The sequence below is a fragment of the Ekhidna algicida genome, assembly GCF_051379705.1.
Taxonomy (GTDB): Bacteria; Bacteroidota; Bacteroidia; order Cytophagales; family Cyclobacteriaceae; genus Ekhidna.
Genome location: NZ_CP179868.1, coordinates 1,664,415 through 1,691,209 on the forward strand (window position 1 = coordinate 1,664,415; position 26,795 = coordinate 1,691,209).

Below are 26,795 nucleotides of genomic sequence, written 5' to 3' on the forward strand. Positions count from 1 at the left end.
GCTTCGGTTTTTTTGTTTAACAGATTTTAATATTTAAAAAATGGAATTCTCAAGCTTAATCAAAGCAACAGAGTCTTATGGCTCACCACTTTATGTCTATGACGGAGATCAAATGATGGAGAACTATAAACAGTTCATCAAGGCATTTAAAGTTGATAAGCTTAAGGTACATTATGCTTGTAAAGCTTTGAATAATCAAGCGATTCTAAAGCTTTTCAAGTCAGCTGGTGCTGGATTGGATTGTGTCTCCATAGAAGAAGTGCATTTAGGACTTCATGCCGGATATACTGCCGAGGATATCTTATTCACTCCAAACAACATTTCAACCGAAGAGTACGAGGAAGCTATAAAACTTGGTGTGAAGATCAATGTAGATAACCTTTATACGCTGGAATACTTAGGCATCAATCACCCGGAAATACCCATTTACATCCGGATAAATCCACATTTGATGGCAGGTGGTAATCAAAATATTTCTGTTGGTCACATCGATTCAAAATTTGGAATTTCAATCCATCAGGTACCAAACATTGAGCGGATTGTTAAAAAATTAAATATCAATGTAATGGGCGTTCATGTCCATACCGGCTCTGATATTCTGGATGCAGATATCTTTATTAAAGCTGCCGAACTTGTATTTAGCGTGGTGGAAAAGTTTGACACTGTGACTCATATTGATTTTGGAAGTGGTTTTAAGGTAGCCTACAAGCCTGATGACTTACACACCAACATAACCAGCTTTGGCAAGAAGTTCAGTAAATCATTCAATGAGTTTTGCGCTAAGCAAGGAAAAGAATATACACTTGAATTCGAACCAGGAAAATTTATGGTCAGCAATGCTGGATATTTCATTGCTAAAGCCAACCTGATCAAACAAACTACTTCGTGTACGTTTATTGGATTGAATACTGGCTTCAATCACCTGATACGTCCCATGTTTTATAATGCATATCATCACATTGAAAATCTATCCAATCCGGCAGGTGAGAAAAAGGTATACAATGTAGTGGGATATGTATGCGAAACGGATTCTTTTGCTTCCGATAGAATCATACCGGAAGTAAGGAAAGGAGACTTGTTGGTATTCAAAAATGCCGGCGCCTATTGTGCGACCATGGCTTCCAACTATAACTCAAGGCCACGACCTGCAGAAGTGCTCTTTTATAAAGGCAAGGATTACTTGATCAAGCGCAGAGAAACTATTGAGGACTTGATGAGAACACAAGTAGAGGCTGAAATCAGCTATTGATTTTCAAATTCATGCTTAAGTAGCCATTGTTTACGTTGGATGCCTCCTCCGTAACCAACAATACTTCCATCCGACCCAATGATTCTGTGGCAGGGGATAATGATCGAAATTCGATTTTCACCATTAGCTCTTGCCACAGCTCTTACTGCTTTCACATCTCCAACTACATCAGCTTGTTGCTTATAGGATCGTGTTACTCCATAGGATATCTCCATCAATGCATTCCAAACTTTTTGTTGAAATTCTGTCCCAGGAACCACCAGAGGCACATCGAAGTTTTTCCTCTTTCCTTCAAAATACTCATCAAGCTGTTTTGAAACCAATTCAATCATGGGGTGCTTTCCTGTTACCATTTCTGCTCTCATCCTACGCTTAATAACTTCCAATTGAGTTTCAATCATCTTTCGATCAGTAAATTCCAACAGGCATAAACCATCATCAGTCACTCCTATCATCATTGGGCCAAGTGGCGTTGATACTCTATTGATGGTAATAATTTGTCCCTCTTTTCCTGGAGAAAATCCTGTCATATTCTTAAACGTTTCTGAAAAGCCACTAAGTGAATTATACCCTTGCTCAAAAGCAGATTGAGTCACCGTTTGACCTTCTTTAATTTTTAAAAATGCTTTATTAATTCGGCTCATTCGGAGATATGCCTGAAATGTAATTCCATGCGTTTTGTTAAAGTACCTCCTCACCCGACTCGGACTAAATCCTAGCTGAGTCAATTCATAATCCTTCCACTTCTTATCCGGTTCATTCTCAACTGTATTTAGCAGAGGCAAAAGCCAATCCGGACTGGATTGATACTCCTTCATTGGTCTGCACACTTTACATGCACGATAGCCATTTGTCAGGGCTTCTTTCGTTGATGTGAAAAACTCTACATTTTCATACTTTGGCTTTCTCGCCGAGCAAGTTGGCCTACAAAAGATTCCCGTTGTTTTCACTCCTACAATAAAAACCCCCTCATATTGTGAGTTTTTGTCCAGAAGCGCCTGATACATTTCGTCAGATGATGGAAGCCTAATCATGATTCAAAAATAGAACACTCACGAATGAGGCTGCAACCGAAAATTGAACACTTATTTTTTTATGGTCCAAAAGGCCATTTCTCAGAAAAGAAGTAGTTTCAATCTCAAGGCATACACATAATTAAAGAATAGTATGGCATACAATGAATATCTCGCCGATAAGCTCAGGCAAGCATTAAAAGAACGTAAAGTCCCTTTCGAAGAAAAGAAAATGATGGGTGGACTCTGTATTATGGTGGATGACAAAATGTGCGTAGGCGTTATCAAAGACGACCTAATGGCTCGAGTCGGACCACATGTATATGAGGCAGCTCTATCTCAGCCAAATGCACGATTGATGGACTTCACCAAGCGACCGATGAAAGGCTATTTATATGTAAATCCAGAAGGTTGGGACAATGAAAAAGAGCTTGGCGAATGGGTCGATCAATGTTTGATTTTCAACAAGGAAGCAAAATCGTCGAAAAAGAAGTGATCACCCGTTCGGGTGATTTTTGATAAATAGTTTTTAACTTTTATAGAAGATTCTATCATTGACCAAAAAAGTAAAGCTATGCATTACACCTGCGAAATTGATATTGAGATGCCTCGACATGAGGTAGTTAAACTATTTGACAACCCTGATAACATGAAATACTGGCAAAAGGGATTTGTAAGCTTCGAACATGTATCCGGTGACGCTGGAAAGCCCGGAGCAGAATCGATAATCAAATATGATTTTGGTAAGCGGAAGATGGAGTTGATAGAGACAATTACATTTAGCCAATTACCAGATGAATTTCATGCGAATTTTGCCACTAAAGGAGTTGTAAACATTCAGAAAAACTACTTTAAAGAACAAAATGGGCAGACCAAATGGATCTCTGAAGCAGAGTTTAAGTTTTCCGGATTTATGAATATCATGGCCTTCTTCATGGGCACAAAACCATTTAAAAAACAGACCATGTCATTTATGGAAGACTTCAAAGCTTTTGCCGAAGGGGATCCAAAATATGGGAAATAAAAAAGCCCCTTTCGGGGCTTATATTTTATTCAGGAGTTTTCTCATCCGGATATTCTTTCTTGAACCCATCCCAATATTCAGCAATTGTTTGCTTCATATCTTTTCTCAGCATCAAAATACCGAAAAGGTTAGGCAGCGTCATTACTGCTATGGTTATACCCGACAGTGTCCAGATTATGGTGGTGTCTGCAAAAGAGGCGATGAAAAAAGCTACAACATACACCAGTCGATAGTACTTTACCGACTTAGGACCAAATAGATAAGTCATGGCTCTATCTCCATAATATGACCAACTAATGGCCGTGCTGAAGGCAAACAACAATAATCCAATCGATACAATGTATTTACCATAGTCACCGAAGAAACTCCTTGTAAAGGCTTCAGCGGTAAGCGGCGCACTATGTACTAGCGATTTTCCTTCAAAAACCAAGAGTAAATCTTCCGGCTTTCCATTGATAATGTTAACCGCTCCATTTACCGGGCTTCCTTCTTTCAAAATTTTCACATCTTCAGCCAGCGATCTTGCATTGATGATGGAAATCTCATCTTGAATTTCACCTTCAACTACTTTGAGAGATCCATTAAAAAGCGGAAGAGAATTGGTTCCGCTTATGTGTCCATACAATTCTTGCTTACCTTCATCAGTAACGTCAGAGTAGATTCCCTCGACGATGGACATATCCGTGTAATCAAACTGGTTGTTTAATTTCTCATTCCAAACACCTGAGGATAGAAGTACCAGAGCAGTCACCGTACAAATAACGATCGTGTCAATAAATGGCTCTAGAATAGCAACAAATCCCTCTGATACAGGCTCATGTCCTTTGGCTGCAGCATGAGCAATCGGCGCACTACCTTGACCAGCTTCATTAGAAAATAACCCGCGTCCAACACCTTTGTTGAAGGCAAATGCTATCGAAGCACCTAGGAATCCGCCAGTCGCCGCAGATCCTGTAAATAAATCAGCAAAAATTGAGACGAAGGAAGGAACGATGTTTCCAATGTTGTAAAAAATCACGGCAAAAGCACCAATGAAATATACCAGAGCCATTGCTGGAACCAATCTAGAGGTTACAGCAGCAATTCGTTTGATTCCGCCAATGATGACTAATCCCAGTAGAACTGCAAGAATTCCTCCCACCATCATTTCATCAAAACCAAAGGTGGCATTTAGTGAATCTGCTATACTATTAATTTGCGGAAGTGAACCGGTTCCGAATGATGATAGAACTGTGGCTCCTGCAAAAATGGCGGCCAGCCATCCCATATTTAGCTTATTCTTCATGTAGTACATCGGACCTCCAGCCATTGTACCATCTGCCGTTTTTTCTCTGTATTTATGAGAAAGCGTGACTTCTACAAATTTGGTACACATACCTACAGCAGCAGTCATCAGCATCCAAAACACGGCGGCAGGTCCTCCAATATGAACTGCGAGCGCTACACCCGCAATATTTCCCGTGCCTACAGTTCCTGAAAGTGCAGTGGTAAGAGCTTGAAAATGATTGGTATCCCCTTCGTCATCTTCCTTATCAAACTTTCCTTTTACCACTTTAAAAGCGAATCGGAAATATCTTATTTGAGGGAATTTCAGGTATATGGTAAAGAATAATCCAGTGCCAAGAAGCGCATATGGAAACCACGCTGAGCTACCGATGTAGCTATCTATTAGGGAAAGAAAATCATTAAGTTCTCGCATTAAATCTCTTTTTTAGGTTTTTTGCAATCCGACAAAAATAGCTTTTTTACTGAATCACCAGCCATTGAAAACATTTCATTGATCTGACAGGTTATTGAATGAATATGAAGGGTGTGTAAAAGATCAATTTTTGTATCTTTCTAAAAAACAATCGAAAACACCTAAACCTAATATTTTATGGAAGAAGTAACCAATGAAGCTTCCAGGTACACCGAAATGGCTATAGACTTAGCTATGGCCTGGGGACCAAAAGTAATCGCCGCGATCGTCACCTTACTCATCGGCCTTTGGATTATCGGTATGATCACTCGTACGGTAGGCCGCACCATGCAGAAAAAGGATGTAGATGCTTCGCTAAGGCCATTCATAAAAACATTGATTTCCGCTGTACTTAAAGTGATGCTTTTCATTTCTGTCATAGGTATGGTAGGAATCGAAGCAACAAGTTTTGTCGCCGTATTGGGAGCTGCTGGTCTGGCTATTGGTCTGGCACTACAGGGAACGCTACAAAATTTTGCCGGAGGAGTTATTATTCTGCTATTAAAACCTTTTAAAGTTGGTGACTGGATTGATACAGGAAGCTATTCAGGCACTGTTTATTCAATCCAGATTTTTAACACCTATTTAAAAACACCAGATAATAAGACCATAATACTTCCAAATGGTACGTTGGCAAATACCTCGTTAACCAATTTTTCCAGTGAACCCAGAAGAAGAGTGGACTTCACTTTTGGGGTGGGTTATGGTGACAGCACCCAGAAGACAAGGGATACTTTAATGGAATTGATCAATGCGGATGATCGAATTTTGAAGGACCCTGAACCATTTATTGCTGTATCCGCTCTGGCAGATAGTTCTGTAAATTTTGTGGTAAGGGTATGGGTAGAAGCCGCTGACTATTGGCCGGTGCACTTTGATATGAATGAGAAAGTTTACAACAAATTCAATGAAGTTGGACTCAATATTCCATTCCCTCAAATGGATGTTCATGTGCATAAATAAGGTTGATTCCTGAAGAAATAAACTTCATGAAGTCCGATTTTCGAATCGGACTTTTTTATTTTTATAGGTATGAGACAGAATATTTCTTCAGGTGCCCCATGGGAAGATCAAGTAGGTTATTGCCGTGCCGTTCGTATTGGAAACACTATTGAAGTCTCCGGCACTGCGCCCGTTCGTGATGGTAAGACTGTTGGGACAAATGCCTATGAACAAACTAAAGTTTGCCTGGAGATCATTAAAGAAGCTATTGAAGAAGCCGGCGGCAAAATCGAAGATGTGGTCAGAACTAGAATGTTTGTTACGGACATTTCTCAATGGGTTGCTATTGGCAAAGCACATGGTGAAGTCTTTACAAATATTAAACCCGCGACTAGCATGGTTGAAGTGAGTGCATTAATAGAACCTGATATGTTGATCGAGATTGAAGCTACGGCCATTGTATCTTGATCAGAGCGCGTCAAAATAAGCAACCATTCGATCTCTTGCATTTCGATCTGGCAATCTGCCTGCCCCTGCGCCCAGATTATCAAGCATATGCTTCTCCTTTGAAGTCCCGGGAATAACACAGGTTATCGCTGGATTTGATAAAAGATATTTTAAGAAAAATTGTCCCCAACTTTTACAATCAAACTCCGAAGACCAAGCCGGTAATTCAAGGTCACGAACTTTTCTGAAAAGTGAGCCTCCTGTATATGGCCGGTTAATTAACACTGCGACACCTCTTTCCTGAGCTGTAGGTAAAAGAAATTTTTCAGCATTGCGATTGCTTATCGAGCAATTGACCTGCACGAAATCGATATTTTCTGATTTAATAATTCTTTCCAATTCACGATGGGCGCTATCTTGGTAATGCGTAATTCCAATATGTCTGATCAGACCTTGCTCTTTCCACTTATACAAAGTTTTAATATGCGTTTTCCAATCCTGGAGATTGTGAATCTGCATCAAGTCCATTGGGTTGGTTTTCATTTTCCGCATCGAAGTTTGCATCTGATCAATGCCTGATTGCTCCCCTCTTGTCCAAACTTTAGTTGCAAAGAACAACTGATCTTGAAGATTCATTTGTGATGTTAACTCTCCAACTACACGCTCAGAAGACCCATACATAGGTGAAGAATCAATGACACTACCACCACTCTGTACAAGGGCACGCAAGACAGCCTTTAGTGGTTCTTGCTGAGATGAGGAATCGCCCACATCAAATGTTTGCCAAGTCCCTAACCCGACAATACCGATTTGCTCTCCTGAGGATGGAATCGCTCTTTTCATGATTTGATCCGTTTCTGCCATTGATAATTTAGGCAAAGCCAATGCCATAGCGCCGACTCCTATTTGCTTAAGCGCTTTTCTTCGAGATAATGGATTCATTTTCATAGTTATCAGTTTTGATTGACACTTTTTCAAACTTTCTTCCAATTCTACGTCCAATAATCATCCAAACACCTGCAATGGGAATAGCTAATAAAGATATCAATTGCAGTGAGGAGATGACAGCACTTAGTCCTGCAAAAAGCCATCCGCTGAGCGCATCACCGCCTCGATAAATTACGGTATCAATAAAGTTTTTGGAATTGTATTTTTCATACACAGTGAGTCTCGTGAACAGCATTTCTCGAGAAGGCCGTTGGATAGAGAAATTTAAAGATCTATAAAGCACTTGAATGATGAGTAGCACAGTCACACTTTGTGCCAATCCCAGTGACAAAAATCCAAGCGCTGCGATAGCCGGCACAATCATCATCGCTATGGCTATTCCTACTTTTCTAATGAACCTTTCAGTTACAAAGAATTGCAAAATCAATGTGAGACTATTCACTAACAAATCTCGGGTTCCGAAGTAAAATGTGCGATCTGTAGAAGAGCTGTAGGCTCCTGAAATGATATGAGCCTGTTCAAAGTACAGAAAGGTGGAGACGCTGGTATAAAGTAAAATGAAAACACCGATCTGTTTTAAAAACGGGGACCTCCACATAAGAATGAGTCCTTGCCACACACTTGCCAGTGACTTTGTATCCAGGCTTACTTCTCTTGACTTTTGGGATTTGCTCACCAGATCTTTGAGAAAGAGAGTGGCTATTAACAGAAACCCTGCTGAAATCAGGAGAAGGTTGTTTATTCCAACAAAACCTACACAGAAAGTGGCCATAAGAGGCCCAAAAAGTGCTCCAAGACTACCTCCAGCTGCAATAGGTCCGTACAAACGCTTTGCTTGCTCAGCGTTGAATATGTCTGCATTAAAACTCCAAAAAATGGAGATGACAAATAAATTGAAAACACTGAGCCAGATAAAAAAGCCAGCAGCCAACAGCTGAGATGAAGTTGTCAAAAACAGCAGGTAGAAAAGTAAAATATTGGATGTGAAGAAGATGTATATTCTAGGCAATAACTGATCTCGGGATACCTTTTTCATTAAATAGCCAAAAACAGGAATGATGAAGAGCATTGCTACAAAAGTCCCGGTAAACAGCCATTGCATATTGGCTACTCCAGCTTGTATCCCCATTTCATCTCTGACAGGACGAAGGATGAAGTAACTGCTCATAAGACAGAAGAAGTAAAGAAAAGACGACCGCACTAGCGTCCACTCTTCTTTTTTGATATTAAATATTCGTCGTAAACAGACCATACATTAAAAGTTCATTGCCTAGTTACGAGATCATTTACCAGAAGTCTTCCGTATTAATTAATCTGTTAGGTTTATTAATTAAATGACCTTTTAATAGCTAAATGGATATCAATTCACTTATTCTTATTGTATGCGCCGCAGGAGTGATACAGAGCATTTTTCTGTCTGTATTCATCCTTACATCCAGAAGAATTCAATTTGAAGAAAGGTTTTTACTTAGCTTATTACTATTGGCCATTTCTTTACGCCTGATCAAATCAATTGGCTGGTATTTTTTTGATATCGAGCATCAAATGTTTTTAAATATTGGGTTTGCTGCACATGGGTTTATTGGGCCACTATTGGTTATCTATTTTGCCAAGAAGTCTAATCTGTTAAGTAGCCCTCTGCTTCAAATACTGATTTGCGCGCCTGCTTTCACTTTAGTCGCCACATCTCCATTTCTCACATTGAATAACTTCTGGTACATCGGAGGTTATAAGCTCCTGCTTTATTATACAGTTTTCTTCTTGCTCCTGGCCGGATATTATTTATGGGTGATTTTTAAAGAAAAGAAAATTTACTTTCCATGGTATCGAAACCTCTATTTTGGAGTTTCAATTTTTTGTATCGCCTACTTCACAAATTATGTTTTCGGACTTAACCCATACATCGTTGGCCCTATTCTCTACGCAATTGTCATTTACCCAATCAGCTTCATCATCTTCACCAATCGGGAAATTTTCACTCCACTGGGAGATAGGAGAAAATATAAAAACATCAATCTTACTCCGGATCAGATTGCGAATCATGGTCATAGAATTTCCAGTGTGATGGATCATCAGAAACCCTATTTGAAAAGTGAATTCAGTCTTTCAGAATTGTCTGATCTCACGGCCATTCCTAAACACCTGTTGTCCCGGTTTTTCAGCGAAAATCTGAATCAAAGTTTTTCTGATTTTACCAATGGATATAGGATAGAAAAGGCAAAAGAATTGCTAACAGATCCCAAATTCAACAACCATAAAATAGCCTATATAGCCTACGAGTGTGGATTCAATTCCCTCTCCTCGTTCAATACCGCCTTCAGAAAAAATGCAAACTCATCTCCTTCTGAATACAAAAGAATGATCTTATCAAATTCTTAATCATCGATTCTTTCTTAACAATTAATTAATCAGGTAGGTAAATAATGGATTTTGCCTGATCATCGAATAAAAAAAGATGATGAAGCCATTAGTTTTTACTTGCCTTACACTTATCTGTAGTTTGATCTCTGCTCAAGACACTTTAAATGTATCTGGCATTCACAACCTTGATTTTTTGATCGGCACCTGGGAGGTGAGAGAGGATAATGAGGAAAAGACATGGTGGGAAGAAAGCACACGCAAAGGAAGTTATATAATGGATAGCACATACATTGAGTTACGTGCATCTGCGGTATCATCCAGCGGAAAAAAAAGAACCTACATATGGCTGATCCATTACAATGCAAAAGCTCAACAATTTGAGATGGTGTCTATGTTTAGCAACTGGCACAAAATTCAGTTCGATATACTTATTTGGGACAAGCCTAATCGTACGTTGACAGTGAAAAGCGGCGGAGATTTGGGTTCCTATGAATTCCATGAAAGGTTTGGCGAGATTGTCTTTAATGAAAACCTAAATGAATATATCTGGAAAGGAGAAAACAAGTATGGAGAAAAAGCTAATCCAAGTATTTGGAGGTATACAGAAATAGGTTCTAAGGTTGAAGATTCAGAATGATACAGGCTTGGTCAAGCCGGCTTAGTATTAACCACATCATAAATAAAACTGGCTGCCAGCTTAGCCGTGCGACCATCATCATGCGCTGGGCTCATCTCCGCCACATCGAAACTTACAGCTTTGCCAGATTTGAGAATTTCATTCATCAGTGGTTTGATGTGATGTGGAAGCGCTCCATATGGATTGGCAGCACTTACACCGGGTGCAACACCTGCTGAAAAAACATCCAAATCAAGTGTGATAGCAATTATATCCATCTGATCAATGAAATAAAGTATACGCGCCAGCAGCTCTTCTTTAGATTCCATCAACAACTCTTCCATACTGATGAAAGATTGATCTTTAGAGCGCATCAGCTCAAACATCGATGCAATATTTACCGCCTCATTGATGCCTACTGGTAAGTAATGGAATCTGTCGTAGCCTTCGAATAGTTGCCTTGCCCAGCTGCCTGAGTGAGCACCTTGTGTGTATTCTCTGAGATCAAAGTGAGGGTCAAAATTGATCATGCCAATTTTTTTATCAGGAAAGGCATCTAAAACTCCTTTGCCATGCGCATAGCTAATCTCATGTCCGCCCCCAAGCAAAATTGGGAAAGACCCGGATTTTATAATTGCTTCTACATATCTCGCTGATTCTTCTTGTGCACTTTCCAGCTGCTCACCACTAACTACTACATCTCCGGTATCCCATAGTTTCAATGATTCCTGGTGAACCGCAAGATTGACCATGGCCTTTCGAATCATGTCTGGCCCTTCTACAGCTCCCACACGACCCAAATTTCGCTTTACACCAACATCAGAGCAGAAACCTAGAAAACAAAACCCCTTAGGAATAGCTACATTAAGATCTGCAGAATTAATGATTTGGTGCCAGACATCACGTTCCGATCCAGGATCTTGACGTCCTTTCCAGATGGTTTTGCTTCCCGGCCTATACATGGCTCACTTTGTTTCCATTTTTCCAAATCATGTTAGGCTTGATTTTTCCTTGATTGTATAGAATTTCCCTGTAATCGTTTACCGGAAAAGATACAAGGTCTGCCTTCATGCCACTGGCTATTTTACCTCTGTCATATAAGCCTAGTGCCTTTGCGGCCCGAAATGTGATTCCGGCAAAAATCTCGGCAGTGGATAGTTTTTCATAAATCCCTAAAATCGAAGCTTGCACCAGCAAGTCACCCATAGGTGCCGATCCTGGATTCCAATCTGTGGAAATGGCTAAAGATGCGCCCGCATCCAAAAGTTTTCGTGCAGGCGTGAAATTCATTCCTAACCCAATGCTTGCTCCCGGCAAAGCTACCGCGACCGTTTCTGATTGCGCCAAGATCTTCACTTCTCTATCTGTACTTGCCTCCAGATGATCCGCACTTCTTGCTCCAAGTTCAGCTGCTATTTGGCTTCCACCAATATGAAACTGGTCGGCATGTATAGTAAGGTCGAAACCGAGGTTTTTAGCTTTCCCCAGATAGTCAGCCGCCATTTCCATAGGAAAAGCCGACGGCTCCACAAATATGTCAATGCGATTGGTTAGTCCTTTCACCAGGAGCTGAGGCAGCAGGTCATTTTCCAAATACTTTAGGAACTCTTTTTTATCACCAAACTCTTTGGGACATACGTGTGCCGCAAGACAGGTAGGCAAAAGATCAGATATTATATCTGCTTTCGCATCTTTGATGACCTCCAAGATTTTCAATTCATTTTCAACATCAAGGCCATATCCACTTTTCACCTCAATGGTGGTCACTCCATCCATTAAGTGCCTGTTGGCTCTTCGAATCAACCCACTTTTCAAATCTTCTGCGCTTGCTGTTCTGGTTTTTGTTACTGAATCGAAGATGCCTCCTCCTTGTTCCAGTATTTTTTCATATGACTCTCCCGACATACGCAAAGTATAATCTCTTGCACGTGTGCCTCCCCAAACCAGGTGTGTATGACAATCAATTAACCCAGGAAGCAAAACTTGCTCCTCGGAGATTTCCTCGATTGACTGAGCTTCTGTTTTTAGTGCTTCAAAATCGTCAACCTTCAAAATTTTTTCACCATCAACTAAAACGCCTGCATTTTTCAAAATATATAGCGAGGAGTCATCTAAAGCACCTTTTTCTGGTGCTTCAGCTAAAGTCACAGCTTCTTTAAATGGACCAATGAGTTTCGACATGGTACGAAAATTGAAATAAGTCAGAAAGTTACGACTTTTGTCAATGTATCACGAACCACAATTAACATGAAAAAGTACCTACTCATCACTGTGTTTTCATTTGCATCAACTTTGGCGTTTAGCCAAATGGGCAGTATTGGATTTTCACTTGGACTGCCACAAAATGATTTCAAAGAAAATACAGATGCCACAGGTTTTGGTGGCGATTTGTCCATTGCCTTTCCTTTTCAAAAAGGCACCCCGATTTATCTGGGACTAGATATCAACTACATGGTTTACGGTAGAAATACACAGGATCTGGATCTTTCAGCAAATGTTTCTGATCAAAATGGAAATGTATTAGCAACACTCGATGTACCACTTAGACTGGTGAATACCAATAGCATCTTTGGAACACATGCATTTGTAAGAGGTGTTATTTCCTTAGAAATGATTCAGCCATATGGAGAAGTACTATTTGGTTTTAGATATATCTCAACAAGTACTAAAATAACAGATCGATCCAATGATAGAAGGTGGGCGAAGGATCCGAATGATTCCGATCTTATATCGAGGGAAACAGTTTTAGACGATTGGATTTTAAGTTATGGTTTTGGCGGTGGTTTCTTAATCAAGATTGCACCAAAAGCATTTATAGATCTCAGAGTAAACTACTTCAAAGGCCAAAGAGCTGAATACTTTGATGGAGATGATACCGAGTCTTGGACCGTCAGCTTTTCCGACATCACCAATGTTGCCACGAATGACATTGATGGTGATAATTTAAATCTTGAATCACAACCTCGCCAATCTACCACAGACTTGCTGGTAATAAAGTTTGGAGTGGCCTTTAAGATCTAATAGCCATATTTTTCTTTCCATCGTGTACGGAGGAATTTTCTGAGTTCCTCCTCACGTGCATTCTTTCCAGGGTCATATAATTTCATTCCCTCAATTTCTTCGGGAAGAAACTCCATTTCTGCAAAATTCAGTGGGTGATCATGTGCATACTTATAGCCTTTGCCGTAGCCTTGATCTTTCATCAACTTGGTAGGAGAGTTTCTTATCGCCATTGGGACAGGAAGATCACCGGTCTTTTGAACGAGTGCTTGCGCCTGATTAATGGCCATGTAGCTGGCGTTGCTTTTGGGAGAAGATGCAAGATAGGTTACACATTGGGAAAGAATGATTCGAGATTCCGGATACCCAATCATATTGACGGCCTGGAATGCATTGGTGGCCATCACCAAGGCTGTTGGGTTGGCATTGCCTATATCTTCAGACGCTAAAATGACTAATCTTCTGGCAATGAATTTTACATCCTCTCCTCCCTCGATCATCCGAGCCAAATAGTAAACGGCTGCATTTGGATCACTTCCACGAATGGATTTGATAAAGGCAGAAATAACATCATAGTGCATCTCTCCCTTTTTGTCATATAGTACTGTTTTTCTCTGAGCGGCCTCAACTACTTTTTCATTGGTTATGGTCTTTTGCTTCCCCTCATCACTTTTGATTACCAACTCAAGTAGGTTCAACAGTTTTCTTCCGTCCCCTCCAGAAAGATTGAAAAGTGCCTCAGTTTCTTTCAGATCTACTTTTTCCTTCTTCAAATCATCATCTTGAGTGAGCGCCTTTTCTACCAGGGTTAACAGGTTTTCTTTAGTCAAAGCATTTAGAGTGTAAACCTGCGATCTGGAAATCAATGCAGAGTTTACTTCGAAACTTGGATTTTCAGTAGTTGCGCCAATTAGTGTAATTACGCCTTTTTCAACTGCTCCCAAAAGGGCATCTTGCTGAGCTTTGTTGAACCGATGGATTTCATCAATAAAAAGAATGGCTTTATTCCCTTTACTTGCTATCTGAATAACTTCACGAACTTCCTTCACTCCAGCACTTATTGCGCTCAGCGTGTGAAAAGGTCTTTTTACTTCGTTAGCAATGATATTGGCAATGGTTGTCTTACCTGTTCCCGGAGGTCCCCACAAAATCATGGAAGGCACCTGACCAGAACCAATGGCTCTTCGGAGAACTCCGTTTTCACCAACTAAATGTTCTTGGCCTACCAGATCTGAAAGCCTGGAAGGTCGCATGCGCTCTGCTAAGGGTGATTGATCTTGAAACATATGGACAAATTTAATACTAAGAATATTAGCATCGGTCAGAGATCACTTTTTGAGAACGATGATGTTACCCAAAAGGATTAGTATCATTCCTACCAGCACATGCCAGCCAAGCAGGTAGTCTTCGAAAATCACTGAAAGGGTAACGGCTATAACGGGAATCACGACCAGAACATAACCGGCTTTATCTGCACCGATTTTTCCGATCAAGGTCAGGTAAGATCCAAAGGCGATAATGGATCCGAACAATGACAAATAGAGAAGAGATGAAATATATTCAAATTGTATGTCGAAAGATATTTGAGCTCCTGAAATAAAGGCCATCAAAGCGATAATCAACCCACCGTACAACATCCCAAAAGCATTGGTCTGAATCACCGGCATGCCTTTGCTTTGATTAAATGCAGAGGTAATGTTTCCCAAAGACGCCGCAATTACGGAAATGAAGCAAATGGTAAGATGAAAGGTTTTGAAATTTGCATCTCCCAATCCAAGTAGTTCTTGCTTGAATAGTAGAAGCGTTCCGGCTATTCCTAAAATTGCACCAAAATAGACTTTCCTCTCTGCAATTTTTCCAAGAAACAATTTCCCAAAAAATGCATTAAGAAATATGATGCATGAAAACATGATGGCCACAAGTGCACTGATCAGCTCCTGCTCAGCGATATATACAAACCAATAGTTGAACCCAAATAGCAATGCTCCTTGTAGAATCATTCTCATATGAGCCATTCGGTCAAATTGAAGGTTCAGTCCTTTAAACTTTGAATAAACCAACAGCAGTAGTCCAGCAAGAATGAATCGATAGCTTACAGACCATGTCGGATCAACTGCCCCAAGTTGAAACTTGATAACAAAAAATGTTGATCCCCAAATGAGTGCCGGAATTATAAAAAGTGAAGTAGAGCTCAATCGCATGGTCCGAAGCTAGATTATCCAACTCCTTTTTTTCGCATTATTTGGATGAAGAATTTTCATCCAAATGTCGTTTTTTCTGAATCGGAATAAATGCCCAATTGAAGGTTCAAAGGTTACATTTGCACGCGTGAATATTGACTCAATCAAAACGTATACGGCGCTCACCTTAGTGAGCTTATTCTATGGGGTCAATTATAGCATTCTCAAAATAGTTGTCCCGGAATATGTCGGACCTTACGGGTTCATTGTTTTTCGGGTAATTGTAGCATCAGGTGTTTTCTGGCTCATTCATTCTTTCAATAGAGAAAAAATCAATTGGAGACAGGATGGTTGGACTTTGGCATTATGCGCGTTAACTGGTGTGGCTGTAAATCAACTTTTATTTTACAAAGGTATCAGCCTTACTTCTGCTGTCAATGGATCAATAATTATGACCCTAACGCCAGTTCTGGTGCTTATTTGGGCTTTCCTACTAATCGGAGAAAGGATCACCAAGAACAAAGTGCTTGGTATCGTATTAGGGCTTGTCGGTGCTGTAATTATTCTATATCAGCCCAACTCTTTACTGACAACAGGAGATTGGAGAGGCGATATATTGGTGCTAATAAATGGTGCTAGCTATGCTTGCTATCTCGTTTTGGTCAAACCACTAATGAAGAAGTACAAACCCATGACGGTAGTAACCTGGATATTCACTATTGCGATTGTTTTTGTAATCCCGGTCGGAATTTCCCAAGCCTCAAGTGTAGCCTTCGCAGACCTACCACCGAAAGTCTGGTGGAGCATGGGATACGCAATTATTATTGTGACGGTGGTTGTCTATTTCTTAAATGCCTGGACTCTTGTAAAAGTTAATTCATCTGTAGTCGGAGCCTTTATTTATTTACAACCCGTATTTGCTACTGCTACTGCTATTTTATTCTTCGATGAAGTATTTGTCCTGAAGCACCTTCTGGCAGCTGCTTTTGTATTTACCGGTGTTTGGCTGGTGACAATGACTAAGAAATCCGCCTGATTGATTCAGCAAACTGGTTTAGATCCTCATTCTTAAAATCCAGATGAGTCACGAAGCGCACGAGTCCTTTCCCGAACCCTACAGCTAGTATTCCTTGCTTTTCCAATTCGTCGAGCAACCACTTTTCAGATTTTCCTTCTGCCAACCTGCCGATTACAATATTCGTTTCGACCGGATATACTTCTTCAATAAAAGTAAGTCGCTTTAATTCTTCTCCAATTTGCTGAGCTCTTCGGTGATCGTCCGTCAAACGATTGATGTGATGATCCAAAGCATACATACATGCTGCTGCCAAATACCCTGCCTGTCGCATGCCACCTCCAAAGACTTTTCTCACCCTTCGCGCTTCTTTCATCTGATCTTTTGTGCCTAAAAGAACCGAACCGACCGGAGCACCAAGGCCCTTTGAAAAGCAGATAGAAATAGAATCGAATAGCTTGCCATATTCCGCCGGATTTTCACCAGTTTTTACAATTGCATTAAAAAAGCGGGCGCCATCAAGATGAAGTTTCAATTGATTTTCATCGCAAACTGTTCGGATGGCTTGTATCTCCTTGAGATCATAAATGGCACCTCCTCCTTTGTTCATGGTGTTTTCCAGTACCACGAGGCGTGAGTTTGGAAAATGTATATCATCTGGATTGATGCTTTGGCTGACTTGCTGTGCGGTGATCATTCCCCGCTCACCTTCGAGTAGCTTAGGAGAAAGCATGGAGTTGTACATCATTCCTCCGCCTTCATACATGTATACATGTGAGTACTTATGACAAATCACCTCATCCTGTGGACGAGTATGGATTCGCATCGCAATCTGATTGGTCATTGTTCCGGATGGACAGTAAAGTGCATCTTCCATTCCAAACATCTTCGAAATCTTTTCCTGAAGTTTGTTCACTGTAGGGTCATCCCCAAACACATCATCGCCTACTTCGGCACTCATCATTGCGCTGAGCATTTCTTTGGTAGGTTTTGTAATTGTGTCGCTTCTTAAATCAATCATAGGAATTGCAAATTAATTCAACACTTCATCTTCTAAAACTTAGTCTACATTCACCCATGAATGTGTTCGTTTTTGCAGTGTTAAAAGGATTAGCAGGACTTATCTTTACATTTAGTTTCAAAGGAGTAGATGCCCGTTCTCAATGTTTCATATCATGGAAAATCCATTCTTTCAGCTTTTCTAATGCTGGCAGTAGGATTTGGGGTGCAGGTGAATGGTCAACTGATTTATCCAAATAAATCTATCAATCCGCAGGAATATGGAGGTGGCCGTGATGTCTGGTACATTGATCAGGCCTCCGATGGAACAATGTATTTTGGTACATCTTCAGCGCTCGTCCGATATAAAGATGGACGCTGGGAAAGTGAGCAGTTACCTGGCGAGCTTGCCATCTATTCTATAGCCGTGTCCGATGACCAAAATCGCATATACATAGGCAGTGGCGGCCAATTCGGCTATTTCACAGAAGACTTAACTTTTAAATCACTTAGTGACTCCCTCGATGCAGCAGTTTCTGAGTTTGGCACTATTTGGAATATCAACATCACCTCTCACGGAGTTTACTTCAGATCTACAAAATATCTTTTTAGACTTCACAACGAAAGCTTATCCGTTATTCATGCTTTTGGCAATTCCCGCCGGCCTTTTGATATCACCGTTAATGTAAATGATACCATCTATACCCACATCAGAGAAGTAGGTATTGCTAAAGTATATGATGGTAAACTGGAAGTACTTGAGGGGATTTCCTTTGACTACAAATGCAATGGATTTTTACCACACCCCAAGGGTCTTTTGATTGCAACCCGCTATGATGGTCTATTCCTTTATAAGGATGGAGTAGTGAAACCATTTAGTACCGATGCTGATGAACACTTTAAAGAACATCACATTTTTCAGGCAGAATTGCTACATGATGGGCTTTATGCCTTTGCCACTTTAAGTGGTGGATTAGTAATCACCAATAATGAGGGTAGCATTGTCCATCAGGTTTCTTCGGAAAATTACAACATGAAGCATGAAACCGTGCGGGATGTTTTTGAAGACGCCAGTAACGGGCTATGGCTGGGGATGGCTACAGGCATCATGTATATAGATCGGTCAAGTCCGATGCGCTATTATCAGTTTGATGAACTGGACGGATACACGGATTTTTCATTATTCAACGGGCGATTATACTTCGGAACAGACAAGGGGTTATTTAGCTGTACGGAGGATGGAATAGATCTCAAACATGTCCGTGGAACAGCCAATTTATGCGCAGAGGTTATTGTCTGTGATCAAAAATTGTTTGCCTCCAATTTTGATTTAGGCATTACTTATCAAGTAGTCGAAAATCAGGCAACAGAAATACTACAAGGAACAGGATGGGCCATAGCTAAAAAAAGTCAGGAGGGTGAGTTTGTGGCTAAACTTCATGAAGATGTTTACTACCTAGAAGAAAAACAAGGGCGTTGGTCTGTGATACACAAATTAGAGAATATCCCTTTCAACGTAGTGGACATGGTGGATTATCCGGAAGGATTTGCTGGGGTATCCATTAGCACGGGATTGTTTACCTATCATGATTCGTTAGGGCTAAAGCTCTACGATCTTGAGCATGCACGTTCCATCAAGCACTGGAAAGAACAACTGTTGGTTACCACACAAGATGCCTTCTACCGATTGAATCCAGCCACAGATCAGCTCCAATCATTCGCCGAATTTAATGACAGACTGCCAGCCAGTACTTCTCGGGTACAAGGGCTTTATGCATCAGGAGACACCACATGGCTACTGTATTTTAACAACAAAATTCTAACAGGTGATGTGTATGCCAGCGATCAGCACATTAAAAAATTGCCCTTGTTTGGTGTGTATCAAGGCGATCCGGTAGTGGTAGAACTAATGAAGGAAAAGCTATTTATCGGAGCAAATGAGAATATTATTCTATATGACCTATCTGTAGCAAGCAGTGTAGGTGATCCTTTGCAGGCGGTAATTTCACCTTCAGATTCGGAAGGTCAAATGCTGCCCTATAGTACCGACCCGCTGAAATTTTCTTTTTCAGGCAACAACATGAATGCCTTTGGTGAGAATTTTTACAGGTATAGAATGGATGGGTATAATGAGAAGTGGTCGTCATGGAGCACACAAAATTACCTGGAGATCGCCAACCTGTCTGAAGGAGATTATAAGCTCAGACTTCAGGTGATGACTCCTTCTCGGGAAGAAGCTGCTACCGTATTATCATTCACTATACTGCCTCCCTGGTTTCGGACATGGTGGGCTTATTTGATTTACCTCATAGGAGGTTTATCGGTGGTGCTTGGGTATATCCGCTATACCAATAGGAGAATTCGCTTGCGCAATCTTGTCCTTTTAAAGAATAAAGAGGCGGAACAGCTGCGAGAGCTGGACAAAATGAAGAGCTCATTCTTTGCGAATATTAGCCACGAATTGCGAACTCCACTCACACTGGCAAAGGGAAATATAGAAAATACACTCAATAATAAGGAAGCAGGTTCCACAGACAGATATCTCAAAAACTCTCAAAGGAGTTTAAATCAACTCTCGGTTATGATCGAGGATTTGCTTGACTTATCAAAATTCGAACTGGGTAAATATCAGCTTAAGAAACATCCTGTTCAAATCAATCAACTCCTGTTACGAATATGCGGCTCCTTTGAATCGATGCTTCATGAGCGAGACATCCAGCTAGCGTTTACTGATCAAACAAAGAAAAGGCGGCATTGTGAACTGGATCAAAAACAATTCGAAAAAGTGATCAGCAACCTGATTTACAATGCGTACAAATTCTCAAAAAAAGGCGGCATCATCAGGGTTAATCTCTTGGATAGCAATGACCATGCGATAATAGAAGTAGCAGATGAGGGGGTGGGGATGCCCCCTGAAGAACTTCCACATATTTTTGATCGATTTTACCAAGTGGACAACCAGCCGAGTCAGGCACAAGGTTCTGGTTTAGGACTTACTATAGTCAAAGAAATTACGGAATTACATGGCGGCACCATTGAGGTGGAAAGCCGCGAACATCTTGGCACCACTTTTTTCATTTCATTACCGATTATCGATTCCTCGAAAATACCTGACGAAGAGAATAAGCAAGAAGAGCAGCAGACAGTAGATGATATCATCACTCAAAAACTAACTAAAGGCCGTGTAGTAAAACCGCGTGCGCTGATTGTAGAAGATAACCTGGACATGCAGGAATATCTGGAGGAGGTAATGAGTAAATACTTTGATGTTACTGTTCGATCCAACGGAAAAGAAGCGCTTGAATGGATTGGTCACAACAAGGCATCATTAGTCATTTCGGATGTAATGATGCCGGAAATGGACGGATTTGAATTTCTTTCCAGGGTAAAAGAAAGAGTAGACCTAAAAAATATTCCGTTTATCCTACTCACTGCAAAAGCCTCGCACGAAGACCTTCTGACCGGGCTCAGATTAGGCGTTGACGATTACCTGACCAAGCCTTTTGATCAGGACGAGCTATTGATCCGTGCAGTTAATCTGGTGGATAACCTGCAAAATCGGATGAAGTGGCAGAATGAAATAGAAGAAGAGAACGAACAATCTGATGAGCATATTTCTAAGGAAGATGAAGCATTGGTTCAGCGAATGAAGGAATATATCATGAGTCGAATATCAGACACAAAAATTTCTGTTGCCGACATGGCGGATGAAGCTGCACTTAGTGAACGTCAAATTTATCGACGACTTTCAGTCCTTACCGGCTTCAGTCCTGCTCAGTTTATTATGGAGATTAGACTACTGCATGCAAGAGATTTACTGCTCAGTGGTGGTATTATAAAACTATCTCAACTAGCCATAGCCGTAGGGATAGGAACGCCTGCATATCTATCCAAAATGTACTATGAACGCTTTGGAAAGCGACCCACTCACTATTTTGATTCTTAAACCAAATCGAAAATTGGTGGTATCACTTCTCACATCCAATGAGCAGTTGATAGATTAAACCCTATTAATCATAGACCAAATTACCTCCATTGAAGTTTTTGGCAGGATCGTTTACCCTGTTGGCAGGATTGTCTATCCAGGTGCACGGCTTTCAATTCTAGTTTTAATGAAGCATCATAAAGCTTCATGCCATGAGACGATCAACACGAAAAAACACATTTCCAGTACCAGATATTCACTCATTTTTATTCCTGGCTTTCTTAATGACTTCATTTGTTGTAAATGGCCAAGAGACAGTTTCGGCTACCTATACCGAAGGGGATATCGGTACTTTGTTCAACACTTCCCCTGCTGCCAGTGACGATAGCGATTGCCCGGGGGATTTATCCCTAGACGTTCCTGATGGTATGGCCGTGGTTAGTGTAGATGTATCTTATACGATGACAGGAATGGGAGATCCGTACAATGGTTATAAAAGTGAGCAACGAAGCTTGTTGGAATGTATTACCACAGGGCAAAGGGAATCTTCGCTTGCCAATGGATCCGGCGATGAGTTAGGAACATATAGCTATAATCGCACGGGGCTTAGCATAGCCGATGGAGCTACCGGAACCGTAGTGTTTAGATTGCATGCCTGGCGTACTTATTCACAAATTGATGACGGATGCAATGCCTTAATGCAGAGGGTGGATAATAATTCCTGGAAAATAACCTTAAACTTGGAAGAGATATTTCCCAGGTGGTATCCAGATGCAGATGGAGACCTGTATGTGAGCGAATCGTATGTTTTAGCAGAAACGAATCCTAATACGGATGTCTATTATGCAGCAGACAACTTGCCTAACGGAGTGCTTTTCGACTGCAACGACAATGACGGAACAGTAAACCCTGGTGTCTCTGAGATACAAGGTGATGCCATTGACAATGATTGTGACCCCACAACAAAAGACATACCGGATGCACCTTCCAACGATTCTGAAGACTGTGGTCAGATTTTGGCTTTTGATGGCACGGACGACTATGTTTCTGCTACAGGTCCGGATTTAGCTGGTCAATCCTTTAGCTTGGAATTTTGGGCACAGCGAACTGAGAATAAGTATGCTATGGTATTCTTCATGGGAAGCGCCGAAGCGAATAAAGGATTGTTTCTTGCATTCAGGAACGATAATGTTGCTTTTGGTTTTTACTCCGATGATATTGATACGGAAACTACTATCACGGATAGTGATTGGCACCACTACGGGTTTACTTATGACCAAAGTACCAAATTGCAATCCATATATATTGATGGAGAACTAGATATAACCAGAACTGCCAATGACGACTTTACCGGTTCCACCGATATGTTGATCGGTCGACTGTTAGATAATGACACTCGTTTTTTTAAAGGAAATCTTGATGAGTTGAAAATCTGGAACCGTGTGCTTACAGCCCAGGAAGTATCACAATCTGCTGCTGGTGCACACACTGTAGATGCGGCCACAACACTTCTGGCACATTATGACTTTAACAACCAGTTCAGTTCAACAACCCTGATCGACATAGCCGGTAACCATGATGGCGTGCTTTACAATATGGATACCAATGCCAGCTGGCTTAATGCCGATGGAAGCACTTCCGGCTTTCTATATTATACAGATGCAGATGGTGATAATTATGTAGGCGATGGGGTACAGGCTTGTTCGCCCCCTGATAATGATTATTATTTAGAAGAAGACCTGGCTGGCCAGGGTCTTAGTCTGGGCGATTGCAACGACAATGACGGAACAGTAAACCCTGGTTCTCCTGAGATATACGGTGACTTAATAGATAACGATTGTGACCCTACGACAAAAGACATCCCGAATGCTCCCTCAAACAGCTCGGAAGATTGTGGTCAGATTTTGGCCTTTGATGGTACGGACGACTATGTTTCTGGTACAGGTCCAAATTTAGCTGGCCAATCCTTTAGCATGGAGTTTTGGGCGCAGAGAACTGAGAATAAGTATGCTGTAGTATTCTTCATGGGAAGCAGCGAACCGAATAAAGGATTGCATCTTTTATTCCGGAATAATAATGTTGCTCTAGGTTTTTACTCCGATGATCTTGATACTGAAACTACTATCACGGATAGTGATTGGCACCACTACGGGTTTACTTATGACCAAAGTACCAAATTGCAATCCATATATATTGATGGTGCATTGGATATTACCCGAACTGCCGACGGTGACTTTACGGGTTCCTCCAACATGTTGATCGGTAGACTGTTAGATGATGATACTCGTTTTTTTAAAGGAAATCTTGATGAGTTGAAAATCTGGAACCGGGTGCTTACAGCCCAGGAAGTATCACAATCGGCCGGTGGTACACACCCTGCAGATGAGGCCATAGCACTTCTGGCGCATTATGACTTCAACAACCAGAACGGTTCCACAACTCTTACCGACATGGCTGGTAATCATGACGGCATACTTAACAATATGGATGCCAATGCCAACTGGCTTAATGCCGATGGTAGCACCTCAATATGTGTAAACCAGCCCCCCGTGCTGACAGCAATAGGGGACAAATCAATTGATGAAGAAACGGAGCTTTCTTTCATTGTTTCAGCAGAGGATGAGGACTCTGAAACACTTACGTTTAGTATAGACATAACGTCCTCTGGTAAAGGTATGGAGATAATGGCCTCTGAAGGAGTTTTTAGTTGGACACCAACCAGTGATCAAGTTGGAGCACATGATGTGACCATCACCGTGAGTGATGGAGAATTTGAGGACAGTGAGACCATCACTATAACTGTAAACGATTTAGATACTACCAATCCAGTAATTACATCTGCTACCGAAACCAGTGTAGCAGAGAATGTAACAGGAACGGTGTACACTGCCACCGCCGATGAAACGGTCACCTTCAGTTTGGGGGATACGAAAGATGAGAGCCTGTTTACACTGGCTGTCAATGAAATTAGTTTTACTACGTCTCCCGATTTTGAAAATCCTCAAGACGGAAACAACGATAATATTTACTTGATCGACTTGATAGCAACAGATGAAGCATCCAACCAAACCAATTTGGAAGTGGCTATTACGGTTATTGATATGGATGATACTGCTCCAACAATTACTTCTGCTTCTACAGTGAGTATTGAAGAGAACATATCAAATGCAATAGCCGTGTACACCGCTACTACAGACGAAACGGTCACATTTAGTTTAGGAGATGCTAAAGACGAAAGTTTATTTACACTGGATGTAGCCAAGCTTACCTTCCATACCTCTCCAGATTTTGAAAATCCTCAGGATGGGGATAGTGATAATAAATACCTAGTAGATTTGATAGCAACTGATGAAGCATCCAACCAAACCACTTTGGAAGTAGTTATTACGGTTACTGACGTGGATGAAATCGCACCTAATATCACTTCCACTGTTTCAGTTAACGTAGAAGAAAATACTTCCAATACTAGTAGCATTTACACTGCAACAGCCGATGAAGATGTCACTTTCAGTCTTGGGGACACGAAAGATGAGGGGCTATTCACAATGAATGGCAATGAAATTAGCTTTACCACGACCCCTGATTTCGAAAATCCCAATGATGGAAATAGCGATAATGTTTATCTAATCGACCTGATAGCCACAGATGGTTCTTCGAATGAAGCCACTTTGGAAGTCGCAATTACAGTTACTGATGTGGATGAAATGAATCCATTGGGCATTGAAATGGATCCAGAGGTCACTATTTATCCTAATCCTGTTCGTAGCTATTTGAACCTAAATTTTGCTGAAAGTTTTACTGCAGATCGAATCATCATTTTTGATACACATGGTAAAGAAGTTGTGGTAGTTATTTTGTCATTACCAAATAACCGAATTGATCTTTCAAACCTGAATGAGGGGATATATATTTTAAACATATTTAGGAAAGAAAGATTACTGAAGTCAATGAAATTTGCTAAAGTCAATCATTAACATCGTAACTTAAAATCCACTCTGAGTGTTTAAATGATTCCCAGGGCACACTTGCAAGATTTACATTTTTGTCAATGAGTAGCTTCCTTGGATGGCCATTCAAGGAAACTTTCGCATCTGCATATACAGCTATATCCTCCTCCTTTGCCGCATATTCTTCTTTCAGATGTTTGGCGAATTGCCAAATCATATCTGGTTGCACAGCAATAGAAGACCGCTGATCTGGAGAAAGATGATCTCGAAGATTCACACGATCTCGTTTTCCTGTCTCTTTATCTTCAACAAACATATTTAGAGAGCCGGATTTCGCTCGTAACATCATCCGCCAGGATAGTCTATGACCTTCTTCAGTGAAGCCTACATTTCCCTGAAATAGATGGTTCCGTGCCGGTAACAGTATTTGAAAAATGAAATATAAAACAAGAATATATGTCCAACCTAAAGAGAGCTGTTTCCTAATTGGATACACCTTAGGTTTCTTTTTGAAAAAGATATTTCGAATGGTTTCCGGTGGAAAAAAGAAAACAGTGAGCCCGATCATGAGATAGGGAAAAATACCTATTTGAAAAACGAAAGAATTGAAAAGGTTGAAAACGATGGAGAGAACAAATCCTATTTTTCTTGACTTTGGGTTGAGAAGGAGAAAAATGATTGTTCCGTCGTATAATACACCCCCCCAAGCTATGGCATACTGAAACCAGCGCTCTTGCAGCAATGAGCCTATCACCCAATAATTTGACTTGTATTGAAACCAAATACTCAAAGGGCGGGCTTCCAGCCAGTCCCAATGAATTTTATGAATACTGGCATAGACATAGACAATCAAGATTTGAATGACAAAGAAGTAATGGCAAATTCTGGCGCAAGATTGTTTTGCTATCGTAAACCCAAAATGTGAATCCAGCGATCTGTTCTTATGCGCTGGCAGAAGTAACATGGCTGCACTCAGCAATACCAGTAAATAGTAGTGATTATTATAATGGGTCTTTTGCATGATATAGACTACCGTCCACATACTTAAAAACACGAAAGTTGATGCCCGATAAAACAGTCCAAGCATGATGAGAAGCGCTGCTGTTCCCATCACCGCAAAATAGACGATCATTCCATTGCCTTCGAGCGGTTGTAGCCACTCGAAACCAATGATGGTAAAAGTAAACTCTGGCACTATGAATGTTTTCTTGAGCCAGCCGGTAGCTATTGCTCCGAAACTTTCCGCTGCTGCCAGGAATCCAAAAATCATTCGGAATAGCACAAGTGGACTATTGTCGACTTCCGTTCCTAAAAATGTCCTGACTGATTGAAGCATCCCGTAGCAGTTTCTGCCGTGAAAATAGCGGGAAGCCTAAAGAATACCTGATGTG

At 40.9% G+C, this 26,795-nt stretch carries 21 protein-coding genes; 11 read left to right on the forward strand and 10 right to left on the reverse strand.

What is annotated here, in order from left to right:
- The first annotated feature begins 40 nt into the window (after window positions 1-40).
- Entirely contained in the window at window positions 41-1,249 is a 1,209-nt protein-coding gene (gene lysA / locus ACL8WY_RS07215; RefSeq protein WP_436517756.1) for a diaminopimelate decarboxylase, read from the forward strand.
- On the opposite strand, the gene ACL8WY_RS07220 is transcribed toward lysA, so the two are convergent.
- Complete coding sequence (locus ACL8WY_RS07220; RefSeq protein WP_436517757.1) at window positions 1,243-2,283, reverse strand: bifunctional transcriptional activator/DNA repair enzyme AdaA; 1,041 nt, start codon at window positions 2,281-2,283, stop codon at window positions 1,243-1,245. The two genes, lysA and ACL8WY_RS07220, sit on opposite strands and share 7 nt — an antisense overlap.
- 133 nt (window positions 2,284-2,416) lie before the next feature.
- Here ACL8WY_RS07220 and ACL8WY_RS07225 point away from each other — a divergent pair, with 133 nt between their 5' ends.
- Together ACL8WY_RS07225 and ACL8WY_RS07230 are read left to right on the forward strand one after the other, a co-directional pair.
- Window positions 2,417-2,758 (forward strand): TfoX/Sxy family protein, encoded by a 342-nt coding sequence (locus ACL8WY_RS07225; protein WP_436517758.1) that lies wholly within the window; start codon window positions 2,417-2,419, stop codon window positions 2,756-2,758.
- 78 nt (window positions 2,759-2,836) lie between these two features.
- A complete protein-coding gene (locus tag ACL8WY_RS07230; protein ID WP_436517759.1) occupies window positions 2,837-3,286 on the forward strand; it encodes an SRPBCC family protein in 450 nt (149 codons plus the stop codon).
- 25 nt (window positions 3,287-3,311) lie between these two features.
- On the opposite strand, the gene ACL8WY_RS07235 is transcribed toward ACL8WY_RS07230, so the two are convergent.
- A complete protein-coding gene (locus ACL8WY_RS07235) occupies window positions 3,312-4,985 on the reverse strand; it encodes an alanine/glycine:cation symporter family protein (protein WP_436517760.1) in 1,674 nt (557 codons plus the stop codon).
- Window positions 4,986-5,162: 177 nt separating this feature from the next.
- On the opposite strand from ACL8WY_RS07235, the gene ACL8WY_RS07240 reads away from it, so the two are divergent.
- Both ACL8WY_RS07240 and ACL8WY_RS07245 read left to right on the forward strand, forming a co-directional pair.
- Entirely contained in the window at window positions 5,163-5,987 is an 825-nt protein-coding gene (locus tag ACL8WY_RS07240) for a mechanosensitive ion channel family protein (RefSeq protein ID WP_436517761.1), read from the forward strand.
- Window positions 5,988-6,056: 69 nt separating this feature from the next.
- Window positions 6,057-6,434 (forward strand): RidA family protein, encoded by a 378-nt coding sequence (locus tag ACL8WY_RS07245; RefSeq protein WP_436517762.1) that lies wholly within the window; start codon window positions 6,057-6,059, stop codon window positions 6,432-6,434.
- Here ACL8WY_RS07245 and ACL8WY_RS07250 read toward each other — a convergent pair whose 3' ends face one another.
- Both ACL8WY_RS07250 and ACL8WY_RS07255 read right to left on the reverse strand, forming a co-directional pair.
- Entirely contained in the window at window positions 6,435-7,361 is a 927-nt protein-coding gene (locus ACL8WY_RS07250; RefSeq protein WP_436517763.1) for an aldo/keto reductase, read from the reverse strand.
- Window positions 7,324-8,529, reverse strand: a complete 1,206-nt coding sequence (locus ACL8WY_RS07255; protein WP_436517764.1) for an NTP/NDP exchange transporter — start codon at window positions 8,527-8,529, stop codon at window positions 7,324-7,326. The genes ACL8WY_RS07250 and ACL8WY_RS07255 overlap by 38 nt, the downstream gene beginning before the upstream one ends.
- Window positions 8,530-8,714: 185 nt before the next feature.
- Here ACL8WY_RS07255 and ACL8WY_RS07260 point away from each other — a divergent pair, with 185 nt between their 5' ends.
- Together ACL8WY_RS07260 and ACL8WY_RS07265 are read left to right on the forward strand one after the other, a co-directional pair.
- Window positions 8,715-9,740 carry a helix-turn-helix domain-containing protein gene (locus tag ACL8WY_RS07260; RefSeq protein WP_436517765.1) on the forward strand — a complete coding sequence of 342 codons (1,026 nt, stop codon included), beginning with the start codon at window positions 8,715-8,717 and terminating at the stop codon, window positions 9,738-9,740.
- Between the two features lie 76 nt (window positions 9,741-9,816).
- A complete protein-coding gene (locus ACL8WY_RS07265) occupies window positions 9,817-10,359 on the forward strand; it encodes a hypothetical protein (RefSeq protein WP_436517766.1) in 543 nt (180 codons plus the stop codon).
- Window positions 10,360-10,370: 11 nt separating this feature from the next.
- Here ACL8WY_RS07265 and ACL8WY_RS07270 read toward each other — a convergent pair whose 3' ends face one another.
- Together ACL8WY_RS07270 and hutI are read right to left on the reverse strand one after the other, a co-directional pair.
- On the reverse strand, window positions 10,371-11,300 hold the full coding sequence (locus tag ACL8WY_RS07270) for a formimidoylglutamase (protein WP_436517767.1): 930 nt from the start codon (window positions 11,298-11,300) through the stop codon (window positions 10,371-10,373).
- Window positions 11,293-12,519, reverse strand: a complete 1,227-nt coding sequence (hutI, locus tag ACL8WY_RS07275; RefSeq protein WP_436517768.1) for an imidazolonepropionase — start codon at window positions 12,517-12,519, stop codon at window positions 11,293-11,295. The genes ACL8WY_RS07270 and hutI overlap by 8 nt, the downstream gene beginning before the upstream one ends.
- A 66-nt stretch (window positions 12,520-12,585) precedes the next feature.
- Between hutI and ACL8WY_RS07280 the strand changes: the two genes are divergently transcribed.
- The gene (locus ACL8WY_RS07280; RefSeq protein WP_436517769.1) at window positions 12,586-13,359 is read left to right on the forward strand and encodes a hypothetical protein; all 774 of its coding nucleotides are present in this window, start codon (window positions 12,586-12,588) and stop codon (window positions 13,357-13,359) included.
- Here ACL8WY_RS07280 and ACL8WY_RS07285 read toward each other — a convergent pair.
- Together ACL8WY_RS07285 and ACL8WY_RS07290 are read right to left on the reverse strand one after the other, a co-directional pair.
- Window positions 13,356-14,624, reverse strand: coding sequence for a replication-associated recombination protein A (locus tag ACL8WY_RS07285; protein WP_436517770.1), 1,269 nt, complete (start codon window positions 14,622-14,624; stop codon window positions 13,356-13,358). The genes ACL8WY_RS07280 and ACL8WY_RS07285 overlap by 4 nt on opposite strands.
- A gap of 42 nt (window positions 14,625-14,666) precedes the next feature.
- Complete coding sequence (locus tag ACL8WY_RS07290) at window positions 14,667-15,539, reverse strand: DMT family transporter (RefSeq protein WP_436517771.1); 873 nt, start codon at window positions 15,537-15,539, stop codon at window positions 14,667-14,669.
- A 64-nt stretch (window positions 15,540-15,603) separates the two neighbouring features.
- Between ACL8WY_RS07290 and ACL8WY_RS07295 the strand changes: the two genes are divergently transcribed.
- Window positions 15,604-16,554 (forward strand): DMT family transporter, encoded by a 951-nt coding sequence (locus ACL8WY_RS07295; RefSeq protein ID WP_436517772.1) that lies wholly within the window; start codon window positions 15,604-15,606, stop codon window positions 16,552-16,554.
- Here the strand turns inward: ACL8WY_RS07295 and ACL8WY_RS07300 are convergent.
- Window positions 16,538-17,554, reverse strand: coding sequence for a threonine aldolase family protein (locus tag ACL8WY_RS07300; RefSeq protein WP_436517773.1), 1,017 nt, complete (start codon window positions 17,552-17,554; stop codon window positions 16,538-16,540). The genes ACL8WY_RS07295 and ACL8WY_RS07300 overlap by 17 nt on opposite strands.
- Before the next feature lie 129 nt (window positions 17,555-17,683).
- Between ACL8WY_RS07300 and ACL8WY_RS07305 the strand changes: the two genes are divergently transcribed.
- Both ACL8WY_RS07305 and ACL8WY_RS07310 read left to right on the forward strand, forming a co-directional pair.
- Window positions 17,684-21,478 (forward strand): ATP-binding protein, encoded by a 3,795-nt coding sequence (locus tag ACL8WY_RS07305; RefSeq protein ID WP_436517774.1) that lies wholly within the window; start codon window positions 17,684-17,686, stop codon window positions 21,476-21,478.
- Between the two features lie 191 nt (window positions 21,479-21,669).
- The gene (locus ACL8WY_RS07310; protein ID WP_436517775.1) at window positions 21,670-25,431 is read left to right on the forward strand and encodes a LamG-like jellyroll fold domain-containing protein; all 3,762 of its coding nucleotides are present in this window, start codon (window positions 21,670-21,672) and stop codon (window positions 25,429-25,431) included.
- Here the strand turns inward: ACL8WY_RS07310 and ACL8WY_RS07315 are convergent.
- Window positions 25,421-26,740: an HTTM domain-containing protein gene (locus ACL8WY_RS07315; protein ID WP_436517776.1), complete on the reverse strand. Its 1,320-nt coding sequence runs from the start codon at window positions 26,738-26,740 to the stop codon at window positions 25,421-25,423. The two genes, ACL8WY_RS07310 and ACL8WY_RS07315, sit on opposite strands and share 11 nt — an antisense overlap.
- Window positions 26,741-26,795 lie beyond the last annotated feature (55 nt).

Coding starts and splice junctions, on each gene's coding strand:
- ACL8WY_RS07245 (WP_436517762.1), top strand. CDS start 6,057: ATGAGACAGAATATTTCTTCAGGTGCCCCATGGGAAGATCAAGTAGGT.
- hutI (WP_436517768.1), bottom strand. CDS start 12,519: ATGTCGAAACTCATTGGTCCATTTAAAGAAGCTGTGACTTTAGCTGAA.
- ACL8WY_RS07270 (WP_436517767.1), bottom strand. CDS start 11,300: ATGTATAGGCCGGGAAGCAAAACCATCTGGAAAGGACGTCAAGATCCT.
- ACL8WY_RS07285 (WP_436517770.1), bottom strand. CDS start 14,624: ATGTTTCAAGATCAATCACCCTTAGCAGAGCGCATGCGACCTTCCAGG.
- ACL8WY_RS07315 (WP_436517776.1), bottom strand. CDS start 26,740: ATGCTTCAATCAGTCAGGACATTTTTAGGAACGGAAGTCGACAATAGT.
- ACL8WY_RS07310 (WP_436517775.1), top strand. CDS start 21,670: ATGAGACGATCAACACGAAAAAACACATTTCCAGTACCAGATATTCAC.
- ACL8WY_RS07225 (WP_436517758.1), top strand. CDS start 2,417: ATGGCATACAATGAATATCTCGCCGATAAGCTCAGGCAAGCATTAAAA.
- ACL8WY_RS07230 (WP_436517759.1), top strand. CDS start 2,837: ATGCATTACACCTGCGAAATTGATATTGAGATGCCTCGACATGAGGTA.
- ACL8WY_RS07295 (WP_436517772.1), top strand. CDS start 15,604: ATGTCGTTTTTTCTGAATCGGAATAAATGCCCAATTGAAGGTTCAAAG.
- ACL8WY_RS07255 (WP_436517764.1), bottom strand. CDS start 8,529: ATGAGCAGTTACTTCATCCTTCGTCCTGTCAGAGATGAAATGGGGATA.
- ACL8WY_RS07290 (WP_436517771.1), bottom strand. CDS start 15,539: ATGCGATTGAGCTCTACTTCACTTTTTATAATTCCGGCACTCATTTGG.
- ACL8WY_RS07280 (WP_436517769.1), top strand. CDS start 12,586: ATGAAAAAGTACCTACTCATCACTGTGTTTTCATTTGCATCAACTTTG.
- ACL8WY_RS07240 (WP_436517761.1), top strand. CDS start 5,163: ATGGAAGAAGTAACCAATGAAGCTTCCAGGTACACCGAAATGGCTATA.
- ACL8WY_RS07265 (WP_436517766.1), top strand. CDS start 9,817: ATGATGAAGCCATTAGTTTTTACTTGCCTTACACTTATCTGTAGTTTG.
- lysA (WP_436517756.1), top strand. CDS start 41: ATGGAATTCTCAAGCTTAATCAAAGCAACAGAGTCTTATGGCTCACCA.
- ACL8WY_RS07305 (WP_436517774.1), top strand. CDS start 17,684: ATGCCCGTTCTCAATGTTTCATATCATGGAAAATCCATTCTTTCAGCT.
- ACL8WY_RS07300 (WP_436517773.1), bottom strand. CDS start 17,554: ATGATTGATTTAAGAAGCGACACAATTACAAAACCTACCAAAGAAATG.
- ACL8WY_RS07250 (WP_436517763.1), bottom strand. CDS start 7,361: ATGAAAATGAATCCATTATCTCGAAGAAAAGCGCTTAAGCAAATAGGA.
- ACL8WY_RS07235 (WP_436517760.1), bottom strand. CDS start 4,985: ATGCGAGAACTTAATGATTTTCTTTCCCTAATAGATAGCTACATCGGT.
- ACL8WY_RS07220 (WP_436517757.1), bottom strand. CDS start 2,283: ATGATTAGGCTTCCATCATCTGACGAAATGTATCAGGCGCTTCTGGAC.
- ACL8WY_RS07260 (WP_436517765.1), top strand. CDS start 8,715: ATGGATATCAATTCACTTATTCTTATTGTATGCGCCGCAGGAGTGATA.